Annotated in this window: 14 protein-coding genes; 2 read left to right on the top strand and 12 right to left on the bottom strand. The window is 63.2% G+C overall.

Translation table 11 applies throughout. From position 1 onward, the window contains the following. Nucleotides 1-20: 20 nt before the first annotated feature. The 10 genes from BM190_RS28680 to BM190_RS28635 all read right to left on the bottom strand — a co-directional run bounded on the left by BM190_RS28680 (nt 21) and on the right by BM190_RS28635 (nt 11,112). A complete protein-coding gene (locus BM190_RS28680; protein WP_092261071.1) occupies nt 21-440 on the bottom strand; it encodes a nuclear transport factor 2 family protein in 420 nt (139 codons plus the stop codon). A 166-nt stretch (nt 441-606) separates the two neighbouring features. Further along, nucleotides 607-2,028, bottom strand: a complete 1,422-nt coding sequence (gene ahcY, locus BM190_RS28675; RefSeq protein WP_092261070.1) for an adenosylhomocysteinase — start codon at nt 2,026-2,028, stop codon at nt 607-609. A 124-nt stretch (nt 2,029-2,152) separates the two neighbouring features. Then, nucleotides 2,153-3,349, bottom strand: a complete 1,197-nt coding sequence (gene metK, locus BM190_RS28670; protein WP_092261068.1) for a methionine adenosyltransferase — start codon at nt 3,347-3,349, stop codon at nt 2,153-2,155. A 62-nt stretch (nt 3,350-3,411) separates the two neighbouring features. Then, nucleotides 3,412-4,767: a hypothetical protein gene (locus BM190_RS28665; RefSeq protein WP_018317408.1), complete on the bottom strand. Its 1,356-nt coding sequence runs from the start codon at nt 4,765-4,767 to the stop codon at nt 3,412-3,414. 477 nt (nt 4,768-5,244) lie between these two features. Then, a complete protein-coding gene (locus BM190_RS28660; RefSeq protein ID WP_092261066.1) occupies nt 5,245-6,360 on the bottom strand; it encodes a cobalamin-independent methionine synthase II family protein in 1,116 nt (371 codons plus the stop codon). A gap of 24 nt (nt 6,361-6,384) precedes the next feature. Beyond that, on the bottom strand, nt 6,385-7,101 hold the full coding sequence (locus BM190_RS28655) for an ABC transporter ATP-binding protein (protein ID WP_092261064.1): 717 nt from the start codon (nt 7,099-7,101) through the stop codon (nt 6,385-6,387). Next, nucleotides 7,094-7,849, bottom strand: coding sequence for an ABC transporter ATP-binding protein (locus BM190_RS28650; protein WP_018317413.1), 756 nt, complete (start codon nt 7,847-7,849; stop codon nt 7,094-7,096). Before BM190_RS28650 ends, BM190_RS28655 begins: the two co-directional genes overlap by 8 nt. After that, a complete protein-coding gene (locus BM190_RS28645; protein WP_092261062.1) occupies nt 7,846-8,874 on the bottom strand; it encodes a branched-chain amino acid ABC transporter permease in 1,029 nt (342 codons plus the stop codon). Before BM190_RS28645 ends, BM190_RS28650 begins: the two co-directional genes overlap by 4 nt. A gap of 8 nt (nt 8,875-8,882) precedes the next feature. Beyond that, nucleotides 8,883-9,752: a branched-chain amino acid ABC transporter permease gene (locus BM190_RS28640; RefSeq protein WP_018317415.1), complete on the bottom strand. Its 870-nt coding sequence runs from the start codon at nt 9,750-9,752 to the stop codon at nt 8,883-8,885. Nucleotides 9,753-9,933: 181 nt separating this feature from the next. Continuing rightward, nucleotides 9,934-11,112 (bottom strand): ABC transporter substrate-binding protein, encoded by a 1,179-nt coding sequence (locus tag BM190_RS28635; protein WP_092261060.1) that lies wholly within the window; start codon nt 11,110-11,112, stop codon nt 9,934-9,936. A 572-nt stretch (nt 11,113-11,684) separates the two neighbouring features. Between BM190_RS28635 and BM190_RS28630 the strand changes: the two genes are divergently transcribed. Continuing rightward, complete coding sequence (locus BM190_RS28630; RefSeq protein ID WP_092261058.1) at nt 11,685-11,978, top strand: hypothetical protein; 294 nt, start codon at nt 11,685-11,687, stop codon at nt 11,976-11,978. 76 nt (nt 11,979-12,054) lie between these two features. On the opposite strand, the gene purU is transcribed toward BM190_RS28630, so the two are convergent. Then, nucleotides 12,055-12,918, bottom strand: a complete 864-nt coding sequence (purU, locus tag BM190_RS28625; protein ID WP_092261213.1) for a formyltetrahydrofolate deformylase — start codon at nt 12,916-12,918, stop codon at nt 12,055-12,057. A gap of 175 nt (nt 12,919-13,093) precedes the next feature. On the opposite strand from purU, the gene BM190_RS28620 reads away from it, so the two are divergent. Next, complete coding sequence (locus tag BM190_RS28620; RefSeq protein ID WP_092261056.1) at nt 13,094-13,933, top strand: uroporphyrinogen-III synthase; 840 nt, start codon at nt 13,094-13,096, stop codon at nt 13,931-13,933. A gap of 5 nt (nt 13,934-13,938) precedes the next feature. Here the strand turns inward: BM190_RS28620 and BM190_RS28615 are convergent, their stop codons facing one another. Next, a complete protein-coding gene (locus tag BM190_RS28615; protein WP_092261053.1) occupies nt 13,939-15,384 on the bottom strand; it encodes an adenylate/guanylate cyclase domain-containing protein in 1,446 nt (481 codons plus the stop codon). Between the last annotated feature and the right edge of the window lie 25 nt (nt 15,385-15,409).

Here is a 15,409-nt window from a genome sequence, read left to right as displayed (position 1 = left end):
CGCCGCGCCGAATTGCAACATCACGGGACGGTGGCGCCGTAGACTGTGGCGGTGTCGAAATACTCGTGGAATTCGACCACCTTGCCGTCCTTGAAGCGCCAGTAATCGACCTTCGGCGTCTTCGCGACCTTGTTGGTCTTCTTGTTCGTCCACGCGCATTCGCCGCGCGCGAAGACGGTGTCGCCCTGCGCGACGAATTCGTCCATCGTATAGTACTGCATGCTCCAGTCGGCCAGCAGACCGTCGAAATAGCTGCGCAGCGCATTGCGATCGTCATAACGCTTGGCAAAAGGCACCGCCGCAGCTCCCTGCGGAATCGAATCGAATTTGATTTGCGGGCCAATGACATGGTCGAACCAATAGTCGACGTTCTTGCCCTTGCTCTCGCTCCACTCGCGATAGGCTTCCTTCAGAAGCTGAACGTTGGCTTCGCTGGACATCGCATTCCCTCCATATGCATTTTGACAATGAACGTAGGAAAAAGCGGCCGCCCGCTCCGGAAGTGGCAGGCTTGTTTCGGCTCTACCTGAAAGCGTACCACAGGAAGGCCCAACAAAAAAAGGCCCCGGATCACGCCGGGGCCTTTGTGTCGCAACTGCGTGCGGATCAGTAGCGGTAGTGGTCCGACTTGTACGGACCTTCCTGCTTGACGCCGATGTAGTCGGCCTGGTCCTTGCGCAGCTCGGTGAGCTTGACGCCGATCTTGGCGAGGTGCAGGCGCGCGACCTTCTCGTCGAGCGACTTCGGCAGCACGTAGACTTCCTTCTTGTACTTGCCGTCCTTGTTGTTGGCGAACAGCTCGATCTGCGCCAGCGTCTGGTTGGTGAAGGAGGCCGACATCACGAAGGACGGATGGCCCATCGCGTTGCCGAGGTTCACGAGGCGGCCTTCCGACAGCATGATAATGCGATGCTTGTCGGGGAATTCGATCTCGTCGACCTGCGGCTTGATGTTGGTCCACTTCAGGTTACGCAGACCCGCGATCTGGATCTCGTTGTCGAAGTGACCGATGTTGCAGACGATGGCGCGATCCTTCATCGCGCGCATGTGCTCGATGGTGATGATGTCCTTGTTGCCGGTCGCGGTGACGAAGATGTCGGCGCGGGGCGCGGCGTCTTCCATGGTCACGACTTCGTAGCCTTCCATCGCGGCCTGCAGCGCGCAGATCGGATCGATTTCCGACACCATGACGCGGCAACCGGCCTGACGCAGCGAGGCCGCCGAACCCTTGCCGACGTCGCCGAAGCCGGCGACCATCGCGACCTTGCCCGACATCATCACGTCGGTGCCGCGGCGGATGCCGTCGACCAGCGATTCACGGCAGCCGTAGAGATTGTCGAACTTCGACTTGGTGACGCTGTCGTTGACGTTGATGGCGGGCCACAGCAGCGTGCCGGCCTTCTGCATGTCGTAGAGACGATGCACGCCCGTGGTGGTCTCTTCGGACACGCCCTTGATGCTCTTGGCGATCTCGGCGAAGTAGCCCTTGGGCTTTTCCTTGAGCTGCTTCTTCAGCAGCGCGAAGAAGACTTCCTCTTCTTCCGAACCCGGCTTGTCCAGGAACGCAGCGTCGCCGTTCTCGGCGCGCAGACCGAGATGGACGTACATGGTGGCGTCGCCGCCGTCATCGAGGATCATGTTCGGGTGACCGCCGCCGTGCCAGTCGAACAGTTTTGCGGTGTAGTCCCAGTACTCGGTCAGCGTCTCGCCCTTGACGGCGAAGACGGGGATGCCGGCGGCCGCGATCGCGGCGGCAGCGTGGTCCTGCGTCGAATAGATGTTGCAGGAGACCCAGCGAATGTCGGCGCCGAGGGCTGCCAGCGTCTCGATCAGCACGCCGGTCTGGATCGTCATGTGCAAGGAGCCGGCGATGCGGGCGCCCTTCAGCGGCTGCTTCGGGCCGTACTCTTCGCGGGTGGCCATCAGGCCGGGCATCTCGGTCTCGGCGAGCGAGAGCTCCTTGCGGCCGAAATCGGCGAGCGAAATGTCCTTGACGATGTAATCGGTGAAGCCGGGCTTCGCGTTCATTGGAGGTTCCTGTTTGTTTGGCTCGTCATTCCGGACCCGCTCGCGAAACGAGCGAACCCGGAATCAAGCATTTCGAGATTCCGGGTTCGCCGCTGTTGCGGCGCCCCGGAATGACGCAAGTGAATCAGAGCGCGCGCTTGAGCTGCTCGACGAGATCGGTCTTCTCCCAGGAGAAACCGCCCTCGTTGTCAGGCGTGCGGCCGAAATGGCCGTAGGCCGAGGTGCGCGCGTAGATCGGGCGGTTGAGGTCGAGATGGCTGCGGATGCCGCGGGGCGTCAGATCCATCGCCTGCGCCGCCGCCTTCTCGAGCTGCTCCTCCGACACCTTACCGGTGCCGTGGGTGTCGATGTAGATCGACAGCGGACGCGCCACGCCGATCGCGTAGGCCAGCTGCAGCGTGCAGCGGTCGGCAAGGCCGGCGGCAACGATGTTCTTGGCGACGTAGCGCGCAGCATAAGCCGCCGAGCGGTCGACCTTGGTCGGATCCTTGCCGGAGAACGCGCCGCCGCCATGCGGGGCCGCGCCACCATAGGTGTCGACGATGATCTTGCGGCCGGTCAGGCCGGAGTCACCGTCCGGACCGCCGATGTAGAACTTGCCGGTCGGGTTGATGTGCCAGATCGTCTTCGGCGTGATCCAGTCCTTCGGCAGCGCCTCGCGCACATAGGGCTCGACGATGTCGCGGATCTGCTTGGACGAGATGTCCTCGACCAGGTGCTGATGCGAAACCACGATCTCGCGCACGCCGACCGGCTTGCCGTTCTCGTACTGCACGGTGACCTGGCTCTTGGAGTCCGGACCGAGCACCTTCTCCTTGCCGGAGTGACGGGCTTCGGAGATCAGGCGTAGGATCTTGTGGGCGTAGAAGATCGGCGCCGGCATCAGATCGGGCGTCTCGTTGGTGGCGTAACCGAACATGATGCCCTGGTCGCCCGCGCCCTCTTCCTTGACTTCGCCCGGCTGCAGCGCATCGACGCCCTGGGCGATGTCGGCCGACTGCGGATGCAAGAGGATCTCGATGTCGCAGGTCTTCCAGTGGAAGCCTTCCTGCTCGTAGCCGATGTCCTTGATCGCGCCGCGGACGACGCCCTCGATCTGCTCGTTGGTCACCGACTTCGGACCGCGGGTCTCACCGGCGATCACCACCTTGTTGGTGGTCGCGAGCGTTTCGCAGGCGGCGCGGATCTGCCAGGGGTCGATGCCGGCCTTCGGCCCTTCGCGGTAGAACAGATCGACGATCTCGTCGGAGATCCGGTCGCACACCTTGTCCGGATGGCCCTCGGACACGGACTCGCTGGTGAAGAGATAGGACGCGCGCATCAGTAACCCCTTGTTCCGCCGCTAGACCGGCGGGCGTTTGCGATGTTTACCTGTGGATGATGTCAATCACGCCGGCGCGAGATGACGTAGGATTCGTCGAGAAACCAGAGCCCATTGTACTTCCGCAGCACGTCCCTGGCGGCATCCAGAGTGCGGCCGTTTTGAGTCATTTCTGTCAACCGGTCGTCCTCAATCTGAGCGACATACACCGCCGCATTCCACGCTGCAAAGGCCGTCGAGGTTCCGATCGTCCCGGTTACCTCGTTGGGCAGCGCTTCCATATCATACCTGAAGATCGAGCGGTTATCCGCATACGCATTAAAATTTAAGTCGCGGCCCAACGAACCAAGTTCGTACTTAACGGCGCGCAATAGCTCATGACGGCTCACAGCGAAAGGATTTTCTCCGGGCCAGATCGCCTGGATCATTTCCATGCCCGGATCCTGGCCATGGGAGTGGATTCCGATCAGACGGCCTCCCGGCCGAAGCGCCCGCGCCAGGGGCGCGATGATCCGCTTGGCCCGGAAGTTGACCGAGGACAGGGCGCGGTAGGGCTGGGATGCGATGACGAGGTCGAAATTGGCTTCGGTCTGGCCCGGCCGCGGAATGGTCGAATCCAGCAAGAACCTGTGGTCCTCGCGATAGAGCACCAGGACGACCGGCCGCTCGTACAGCGGCATGGCGGTGCGTGGGCTGATCGCGGCACGCCAGTTCTGCTCGAGGAACGGCCTCAGCTCCGCGATCTGCTGCTCGAACTCGCCCGATGAGGCGCCCCGCAGCGGGACCTCATGCCAGACGGTCGCCGCCGCCGCCGCAGGCGATGCCGGTGTCAGCCAGGGCGCCTCCGAATAGAACATGTTGGTGAAGACGAACACCGACGCCGGATGCTCGAAAATGCGATCCGGCACCTTCTCCAGCGTCAGGCGCAGGTCCTCCAGGCTGAGCTCCTTGCCGGCGACGTAGAACGGCATGTGCGGGTAGCGCTGGTGCGTCGCGCGCAGCACCCGCGCCAGCACCGTGCCGTCGCCGACGCCGGCGTCGAACACGCGCAGGGCCGGCGGGCGCGGATGGATGGAGGAAAGCTCCAGCGCGACCCTGTCGGCGATCACCCGCTTTTCGCTGCAGGTGTGGACGAACAGCAGGTATTTCTGGCGGTTCTCGAAAAAGCGGAAATTGCCGCGCGGATCGCGCTTTTCGGGCGGCACCTGAAGCCCGCGCGGCGGCGGCACGCCGCCGGCCATGGACGCCGCCATATAGGCCTGGATCCGGTCCAGCGTATCGATGGTGATGCGCTTGCCCTCGCGCAGGCGATGCACCAGCTTCCCATCGTTCACCGCGCGCCGGCCGAACGTCGATTCCGCCATGTCCGCCTTGCGGCAGAACTCCGTGATCTGGCTCAGGATTTCGTCGTTTTTCATGAGTGGGACGCGGTGGGCAGAATGATTGGGATCTGCCTCCTAGCAAATTCTGCCCACTCAGGAAATAGGGGATCCATGCCGTTGCGCCGCAGTCCCCATCCACTTGCCGATGCGATCGCGCCGGCCAGGTTGCGTTCGACAACCGAGGCGCGACTCGCCGCTCGCGCGCCATGCGCGGCGCCAAGTCTGAAGGTTGAGCAGAGATGATGACGCGGGTGCGGGGGGAGGCGGAGTCGGCCACGACGAATAAGCAGGTGCGTGGTCGATGCTGCCGGGCGAGGTCTGGCGGAGAAGTGAGGGTGGGCTTGCGCGCCCGCAGGTCAGGAGCGCCGCGCTATTGGCCCTACACTCAGGTGTCATCGCCCGGCTTGACCGGGCGATCCAGTATTCCGGAGACGCCGACGTGATACGGAGAAGCCGCGACGTACTGGATTCCTCGCCTTCGCGGGGAATGACAGCGGAGTTCTGTGACGCTTACTAGCCCCACACTTCCTTCGCGATCTCGACCGCAAGGCTCAGCTTCGCCCACTGCTCTTCCTCAGAGAGGACGTTGCCCTCTTCCGTCGAGGCAAAGCCACATTGCGGCGACAGCGCGAGCTGCTCCAGCGGGGCGAACTTGGCGGCTTCTTCCAGACGGCGCTTGATATCGTCCTTCTTCTCGAGCTCGCCGAACTTCGAGGTGATGACGCCGACCACGACGACCTTGTTGCCCTTGGGCAGGAAGCGCAGCGGCTCGAAGCCGCCGGCGCGGTCGCTGTCATATTCGAGGAAATAGCCGTCGTAATTGGTGCCGGCGAGCATGGTCTCGGCAACCGGCTCATAGCCGCCCGAAGAAATCCAGGTCGAACGGAAATTGCCGCGGCAGACATGCGTCGTCACCACCATGTCCGCGGGCTTCTCGGCCAGCGCGTAGTTGATGATGCGGGCATAGATCTGCTGGAGACCGTCCGGATTGTCGCCGCGCTCGCGCGCCTTCTGCAGTTCATCCTGCGAGCAGAGATAGGCCCACACGGTGTCGTCGAACTGGAGATAGCGGCAGCCGGCGTCGTAGAACGCCTTGACGGCTTTCCGGTAGGTCTTGCCGAGGTCTTCGTAGAAGGCTTCGAGATCGGGATAGACGTCCTTGGAAATCGACTTGCGGCCGCCGCGGAAGTGCAGCACCGCCGGCGAAGGTATCGTCATCTTGGCGGCCACGTGGGCCTGGTCGGCGACCTTCTTCAGGAAGCGGAAGTGGTCCAGCATCGGGTGGTCGTCGGGAAAGTCGAGCTTGTCGATCACCCGCACCGCGTCGTGCCGGGTCTGCACGCCTGCGAACTGGATGCCGGTGTCAGGATGAAACAGCTCGCAGCCGGTGAGCTTGGCGAGGAAGTCGAAATGCCACCAGGAGCGGCGGAACTCGCCGTCGGTCGCGAGCTTGAGCCCGATCGAGGCCTGCTTGTGCACGACCTTCTCGATCTCCATGTCCTCGATCTTGCGCAGATCGTCGGCCGAGATCTCGCCCTTCTCGAGCCGGCTACGGGCTTCCTTGATCTTGGCCGGACGCAGGAGGCTGCCGACCTCGTCGGCGCGGAAGGGGGCTTTGGTTCGCTGCATGTCTTACTCCCTGGACATTTTAGTTTAGTGAGCCGCCGCCCCGGCGACGCCGAGATGGCGTTCCAGGACCGAGGGGTCGGTTTTCAGCGCGGCGCTCGGAGCGTCGTGGACGATCGTTCCGCGCTCCAATATCACAACGCGGTCGGCCAGCCCCAGAATCTTTTGGGCATTCTGTTCGACGATGATCGAGCAGATGCCGCCTGCCCGCGTGATGCTGCCGATCGCCTTCAAGAGCTCCTCGACGATGATGGGAGCAAGGCCCTCGGTCGGCTCGTCCAGCAGCAGCACTTTCGGGTTGAGGGTGAGCGCCCGGCCGATCGCCAGCATCTGCTGCTCGCCGCCGGAGAGCTGGTTGCCGAAATTGCTCCGCCGCTCCTTCAGCCGCGGAAACATCTCGTAGACCTTCTCGACCGTCCAGGGACCGGGCTGCGCCACCGCGGTCATGTTCTCTTCCACAGTGAGCGAGCGAAAGATGTTGCGCTCCTGCGGCACCCAGCCGATGCCGGCGCGCGCGCGCTGGTCGGGCCGGAGCGAAGTGACATCGGTGCCAGCGAGTGCCACGCTGCCTGAGAAGCGGCGGGTGACGCCGACGATCGAATTGATCAGCGTGGTCTTGCCGGTGCCGTTGCGGCCCAGCAGCGCCAGCACCTGGCCCTCGGCGAGGCGCAAGGACATGTTGGGCAGCACCACCGCCTCGCCATAGCCGGCGCGCAAAGCCTCGATCGCGAGCAGGTCAGACATTGACCGCCTCCTCGCCGAGATAGACGGCCTTGACCTGCGGATCGCGCGCCACCTGCTCGGGCGGGCCCTCGGTGAGCAGCGCACCCGAAACCAGCACGGAGATGCGGTCGGCGAAGGAGAATACGAGATCCATGTCGTGCTCGATCAGCAGCACCGTGACGTCGCGCGGCAGCGCGCCGACCACGGCGAGAATGTCGTGGCGCTCGCTCTCGGGCACGCCGGCGGCGGGCTCATCGAGCAGCAGCACGCGCGGTTTGGCGGCGATCGCGACCGCGATCTCGAGCAGGCGCTGCTTGCCGTAGGGCAGCGTCACGGTCTGCTCATTCATGACGTCGAGCAGATGGAAGCCCGCCAGCAGATCGGCGATCTCGCCGTTGACGTCGCTGCGCGTGCCCATCCGCCGCCACCAGTCGCCGCCATGGCCGAGGCGCTCGGAGACGGCTAGGCCAATGGTCTCGAGCGGAGTCAGGTCGGGATAAAGCTGGTTGATCTGGAAGGTGCGCGAGAGGCCACGCAGCACGCGCTTGTGCACGGGCAGATCGGTGATGTCCTGGCCCTCGAGCAGGATGCGGCCCGAATTCGGCTTGAGCACGCCGGTGAGCTGGTTGATGACCGTGGTCTTGCCGGCGCCGTTCGGGCCGATCAGCGCGTGGCGGGCGCCCTGCTCGATCTTCAAGGACAGATCGCGGGTGACGCGCAGCCCGCCGAACTGCTTTTCGAGATTTTGGGTTTCGAGCACGATGGTCATGCGTCGCTTTCCGGCACGGCGACGATGGCCTTGCGTCCCGCAATCTGCCTGATGACCAGATTGGGCAGGTACAGCACCCAGCGGTGCAGGCGCTGACGGCCGACCAGCACGATCACGACCAGCACCAGGCCGATCCAGAACTGCCAGTATTGCGGGGTGATGGTGGAGAACACTTCCTGGAGCATGCGGAAGATCACCGCGCCAACCAGTCCGCCATAGAGGTAACCGGTCCCACCGATGACGAGCACCAGCATCAGATCGGCGGAGCGTTCGAAGGCAAACACATCGAGCGAGGCGATCGCCGTTGTCTGGGTGAACAGCGCGCCCGCGACGCCGGCGTAGAACGCCGCGAGCGTATAGATCGCGATCAGGCGGCGGTTGACGGGAATGCCGATCGCGGCGGCGCGCAGCGGATTGTTCTTGATCGCGCGCAGCGACAGGCCGAACGGCGAATGCACGACGCGGCGGGCGAACAGGAAGAGGAGGAACAGGACAGCCAGCGAATAGAAGAAGCCGGCCTTGCCGAACATGTCGAACGGAATCGCGCCGAAGATCGGCTGCATCTCGATGCCCTGCAGGCCGTCGGTGCCGCCGGTGATGTTGGAGAAGCGTTCGGCGAGCGCTTCCAGCAGCAGCGCGATGCCGAGCGTCACCATCAAGCGCGTCAGGTCAACGCCGCGGATCACCAGGAAGCTGGTGGCAAAGCCGAGCACCATCGCGGCGAGGCCAGCGACGATCAGCGCCAGCACGGGCTCGCTCACGATACCATGGAGCGCGAGAAGCCCCGCGGCATAGGCGCCGACGCCGAAGAAGGCAGCATGCCCGAGCGAGACGATGCCGGCATAGCCGAGGATGAGATCGAGCGACATCGCAAACAGCGCCAGCCGCAGGATGTCGGTCATGATCAGATAGCGCGTGGGAAATGCAAAGCCGCAGGCCAGCACGATCAGCCAGAAGGCGACTTCGCCGTAGTGCCAGCGCGCCTGGCGCTGGGCGTGAAAACCGACGTCGGAGGAAGCGCTCATCGGCGAACTCAACGCGCGGCCGTGCGTCCGAACAGGCCGTTCGGACGCCAGATCAGGATTACGATCATCATGGTGTAGATCACGAACGGGCCCATCTTCGGCACGTAATATTTGCCGGCGACGTCGCCGATGCCGAGCAGGAGCGAGGCCAGGAACGGGCCGGTGATCGAGGACGAGCCGCCGACAGTGACCACGATCAGGAAGTAGATCATGAACTTCAGCGGGAAATACGGATCGAGGCCGAGGATCTCGGCACTCAGCGCGCCGCCGAGACCGGCGAGGCCGCAACCGAAGGCAAAGGTGAAGGCGAACACCTGCGGCACGTTGATGCCGAGGCCGCTCGCGGCGCGGGGGTCGTCGACGGCGGCGCGCAAGCGGCTGCCGAAGCGGGTCTTTGCCAGCACCATCTGGAGCGCGATGGTGAGCAGGCCGCAGATCACGATGATCATCAGCCGGTAGCGGCCGATGCCGACGCCGAACAGGTCGAACTGGCCCTGAAGCGCCGCCGGCAGGTTGATGAAGACGCGCGAGGACCCCTGGATGTAATCGACGGCGGCGACCGACATGAAGGTCAGGCCGATGGTGAACAGCACCTGATCGAGATGGCTGCGCGCATAGAGGTGGCGGTACAGCGTCCGTTCGAGCGCGATGCCGATCGCGGCAGAGGAGACGAAAGCGAGCGGGAGCGCTGCGAAGAACGGCCAGCCCATCCGGTTGACCAGCACCATGCAGATATAGCCGCCGGCCATGGCGAAGGCGCCATGGGCGAGATTGACGAAGTTCATCAATCCAAGCGTGACCGCGAGCCCGCACGCGAGCACGAACAGCAGCATGCCGTAGGCGACGCCATCGAACAGGTTGGTGAGGATAGAGGTCATCGTCTCAGCTTAGAGTTATCGTCATGGCCGGGCTTGTCCCCGGCCATCCACGTTCTTGTCCGGACTTTGTTTTCCTGGCTTCGCGTGGATGCCCGGAACAGCCCGGGCATGACGCGGAGCAAGGGGCATGAGATCCCGGGTTCGTGCTAATGCGCGCCCCGGGATGACGCACTTTCGCGCGTCACTTCTTGGTCTTGCCGAGATCCTTGACGGCTTCGAAGGTCGCGAACTCGACATTGTAGAGCTCGCCGTCGACCTTCTCGACCTTGCGGATGTAGATGTTCTGCACGATGTCGCGGGTCTCGGGGTCGATCGAGATCGGACCGCGCGGGCTCTCCCACTTCTGGCCCTTCATGGCCTCGACCAGCTTGGTGCCGTCGGTGTCGCCATTCGTCTTCTTGAGCGCCTCGTAAATCAGGTGGATGCCGTCATAGCCGCTCACCGCCATGAAGCCCGGACGATTGCCGAACGCCTTCTTGTAGGCTGCGACGAAATCCTTGTTCATCTGCGAGGGGTGCGCCGCGGAGTAGAGATGCGCGGTAACCGTGCCGAGCACCGCATCGCCCATGTTGTTGAGCAGGTCGTCGTCGGTGACGTCGCCCGGCCCGATCACCTTGATGCCGGCCTTGTCGAGGCCGCGCTCGGCATATTGCTTCATGAAGTTGCCGCCCTGGCCGGCCGGCACGAACACGAAGATCGCGTCCGGTTTGGCGTCCTTCATGCGCTGCAGGAACGGCGCGAAGTCGGGGTTTTGCAGCGGCGTCTTGACCTCTTCGACCACCTCGCCGCCGCCGGCTGTAAAGTTCTGCTTGAAGAAGTTCAGCGCGTCATTGCCCGGCGCGTAGTCCGAGGTCAGCGTCGCCACCTTCTTGATGCCGTTCTTCACCGCCCAGTCGCCGATGATGGTCGAGGACTGCGCCAGCGTGAAGCTGGTGCGCACGATATAGGGCGAGCGCTCGGTGATGATGGAGGTGCCGGCCGCCATCACGACTTCCGGGATCTTGGCCTGCGTAGCCAGCGGCGCGGCCGCGAGCGCAGCCGGCGTCACGCCGAAGCCGGCGATGAAATTGACCTTGTCGTTGACGATCAGCTCCTGCGCGGCAGTCTTGGTCTTATCCGGGATCGCCGCGTCGTCCTTGAGGATGATCTCGATCTTCTTGCCAGCGACGGCGTCGCCCTTCTGCTGCATATAGAGCTTGATCGCGTTCTCGATCTGCTTGCCGGTCGAGGCCTGGCCGCCGGTCATCGGCAGGATCAGGCCGACCTTGACGCTGTCCTCCGCCTTGGCAGGCGCAAGGCCTGCAACGCCCGCGATGGCGGCTGCTGCGACGGTGCGTGAAAAAATTCTGCGTTCGAACATCCGATGTCCCTCCCCTTCATTCCTGACCTGTTGTGCGCCAGACCGAGTACCCGGTCCTTGCCGCGCTCTAACCTACGGACAAGCCATGCCGCACGGCCACATGGCGTCCTCTGCAACCCCGTTGTCAATCGGACGTTGGGCGACCATTCGGCGCAAGCCGCGCGATCGGATCGACAGCGGGGGAGGCATTTGTACGATTGTACAAATAAAATGGCGATGTCAACAAGAAAGCCTTTCGCTGCGCTGGCTGGCCCTCCGGGCCGATGCTGCACTCTAAGAACGCCCGGCGGCGACGTGGTTGGAGAAATCCGCCTCTGCTTTGCAGAATTCGAACATTTGCCGGGCATCACCGGATCGAATTCCCAATCCCTCCCCTTAAACGTGAATACGGATTGTATACCGTATCACCTTGGCAAAGGCGATCAATGCCAAAAACAGCGTATTATCTTACCTTAATGTATACAAACAAATTCGCCGCCGAATAAGCCAATTTTACTTGTTGAGGACTAGAGTGCGCCGCTGGCGCCATCGGGCGTCCCGCCATCCGCGCCCGGTCCAGTTCGACCCAGAAGATGCTCATGCGTTTCCGTTTGCCTTCAATCGCTGCCGTCATTGCCTTGCTGGCTTCCAACCTTGCAGGCTGCGGCACCGTCAACGAAAGACTCTCCGCCGGCATGGGCGACTACGTCCCGCAATGGGCCGGCGGGCTGCCGGCCGACGCCCCGCCGCGAGCGGGCACGCCGCAATACGATGCCTACATGAAGGAGCGCGAACGCAAGCGGCTGTTGCCGGCGGCGGATCGCGAGAAGGAAGAGCAGGCGCAGAAGGGCGCGACGGGGACGACGTCGGGCAGCGCGGTGCGTTAAGGAAACAAATGGCGAATAGGGAGTAGCGAATAAGGCGCTCTCCCGCTTCCACTCGCTATTCGCCACTCCCTATTCGCTAATCCACGAACACCACGGTCTTGCGGCCGTTGAGGATGACGCGGTCGTCGAGATGGTAGCGGATCGCACGGGCCAGCACGCGGCGCTCGATATCGCGGCCCTTGCGGACCAGATCCTCCGGCGTGTCGCGATGGCTGATGCGCTCGACGTCCTGGTCGATGATCGGGCCCTCGTCGAGGTCGCGCGTGACGTAATGCGCGGTAGCCCCGATCAGCTTGACGCCGCGCTCATGGGCCTGGTGATAGGGCTTGGCGCCCTTGAAGCCCGGCAGGAACGAGTGGTGGATGTTGATGCAGCGCCCCGAAAGCTGCGCCGACAGATCATCCGACAGGATCTGCATGTACCGGGCGAGCACGACGAGATCGGTCTTGGTCTTGGCGACGAGGTCAAGGATCTGTGCCTCCTGCTCGCGCTTGGTCTCCTTGGTCACGGGCAGATGGTGGAACGGGATGCCGCCGAAATCGAGCCCACCATAGACCTCGCGCGGGTGGTTGGAGACGATGGCAGCAAGCGTCATCGGCAGTTCGCCGGTGCGCCAGCGATAGAGGATGTCGACCAGGCAGTGGTCCGACTTCGACACCAGCAGCATCACCTTGCGATGCGCAGCCCGGTCGCGCATCTGCCAGTCCATGCCGAAACGCTCGGCGATCGCGGCAAAGCCGGTCTGCAGCGCCGACAGTTCCACGGCGAGATCGGCCGCGGTGAACACCACGCGCATGAAGAACTTCTTGGTCTCGATGTCGTCGAACTGCTGAGCATCGAGAATGTTCTGTCCGTTGTGGGCGAGGAACGTCGACACGGCCGAGACGATGCCGGGACGATCCGGACAGGACAGGGTCAGGACATATTGATGATCGGGCATGTTGATGAACAGGCTTGGCTCTTGATGAAGGTTTGGGCAAATGATGCGGAACGACCCGCGATTTGCGCCCTGCTCTATCACCGACGTCCCCTTGCGCCAATCCCAAGACTTGCTTCGACCTGAAGCGCGGAGTCAGGATGAACGGACGATTGCTTTGAATAACCGGAGTACGCCCATGGCCGAGCGCTTGAACGGCTACCGCATCCTGATCCTGGAAACGCGCGAGGAGGCGCAGTTCTCGAAGCTTCTGGCCGAGCAAGGCGCCGAGGTCGTGCAATGCCCGATGTTTACCATCCAGGATGCACCGGACCCTGCTCCGGTCGAGGCCTGGATCCGCCGCGCCATCGACAGGCCCCTTGACGACCTTGTGCTGATGACCGGCGAAGGCCTTCGGCGGATCATGAAGCTCGCGCGGGCGCGTGGGCTCGACGGCGCGTTTGTCGCGGCGCTCGCCGGATCGCGAAAATTCACCCGCGGCCCGAAGCCCGGCAAGGCGCTGCGTGAGATCGGCCTCGAGGCTCAGCAGACCACGGAGAAACCGACCACCGAGGGCGTGATCGAGATGCTGGGCAAGCTCGACCTGAAGGGCCGGCGCCTTGGCCTTCAGCTCTATCCCGACAAGGACCATGGCGCGCTGATCGGTGCCCTTGCCGCGCAAGGCGCCGAGGTCGATGCCGTGCTGCCCTATGCCTACGATTCCAAGGCAGCGGATGCCAACATCGTCACCGCGATCGACGACATGGCCGCGGGGCGGATCGATGCCGTCGCGCTCACCAATCTCGGCCAGGTCCGCCGCCTGATCGAGGCCGCGAAGGCGCATGGCAGCGAGGCGAAGCTGCGCGCCGGCTTCGACCGGACGCTGATTGCGTCGGTGGGCCCGGCGGTTTCGGGCGAGCTTGCTGCGCATGGACTGCGGACGGACGTCTCGCCCGCGGAAGACGCCTATTTCATGCGACCGCTGATCTCGGCGATGGCAGTCGCGCTCGCGGAGAAGCTGCCCCGGCAAGGGACGTAAGGGTCCTACCCGGGCACGACACGATACACGCTGGCATTTCCTTCAACGCCGCGAAGAGGAGCTTCAAACACTGCGATTGCATGCCCGGAAAGGAGATCGCTCACTCCCGGCGCCGAATACAGCGCCTCCGAGATACAAATCTCGCCCGCGTCCGCCAGCGACTGGACACGCGCGGCAACGTTTACGGTCTGGCCGAAATAATCCAGATTGTCGTTCAGGGTCACGGCGATGGAGGGGCCGCAATGGGCTCCAATCTTCAGGATGATGCTCGGATCGCCATGGTCGGAATTGTAACGTTCGATTTCCCCCAGTATGTGGAGCGCCGCCGAAATCGCGTCCGTCGGGCGAGAGAAGACCGCCATGACCGCATCGCCGATCGTCTTGACGATGGCCCCGGAATGTTCCTGAACGGTCGCACCGAGCAAAGCAAAATGTTCGCGGACCAGCGCATAGGCATTGAGATCGCCGAGCCGTTCGTACATGGCGGTCGAACCTTTGAGATCCGTGAACAGCAGGGTCACCTGCCGAATACCCAGGCCCTCCTTTTCGTCCACGCGTTCTGACCGGAACAGGCGGCGAAACGTTTGTCTCGCAAGCAACATCCCGCCGGACATGTAGGGATCGAAATCAAGCGGCGGCTTGATCGCTTGAGCCAGAACCTCAGGCGGCCAGTTGATCAGGAGCAGGGAGCCTCGCGTAGATCCGCGGTTCTCCGCCTCGACAATGACGGGGCCGGGCGGCACGGCGGCCAGCGAGGGGGAAAAGCGCTGTCCGTCGTATCCAATTCGCAGGATTGTCGGCGAGGTTGTCGGCTCGCCGGCCACCGCGACGACGAACGCGGCCTGGCTTTGAATATTGACCCCCGCCAGCGCACCGAGACCGAGTTCGCAACGAATGGTCGTGGCGGAGCCTGGCGGCAAGAACGAAAGGCCGCGAACGAACGCATGCAAATAGTCGAGAAATCGGATTTGTTGGCCAGGTATCCGCGCGTCATTCAGAAATCGAAGCTTCCAATGGAAATCCTCGACCGAGAGGGAGGCAGGATCATGAAACGGAAGCCGCCGAAGCTGGGGCGATACCGTAAACGTGACCTCTATGAAGTCGTCGAGATCGGTTTCACCAGTGACGTCGCACAAACCACAAACATAGTGCGTCTTGAGCGTGCGCAAGGCGCCGAAGCTATCGAGCACCATGCCGGATTGGGGACAAACAACGTCCCAGCTCATCTCGAATAGCCCGCTTCTCGTCGCATAGAGAAACAGGTCAATACTTTCCGGCTCTGCAATGGCGCGGTCGCGCGCGAATGCCAGCGGATTGACGCGGTAGAGCGATAGATCGTCACCGCTCCTGATGAGCGTTTCGAACTTGGAGATCACGCGGGGGCTCCAGGATCGGGCCCGCTCGATCTCGGTCATCTTGCTTTCGAGGAGCCTTTCCTGAATGTCGGTCATTGTGCGCTCGGATTAAGTGCGCTCG

The organism is Bradyrhizobium sp. Rc3b (assembly GCF_900114915.1).
Classification (GTDB): Bacteria; Pseudomonadota; Alphaproteobacteria; order Rhizobiales; family Xanthobacteraceae; genus Bradyrhizobium.
This window is presented reverse-complemented; position numbering and strand designations above follow the sequence as displayed.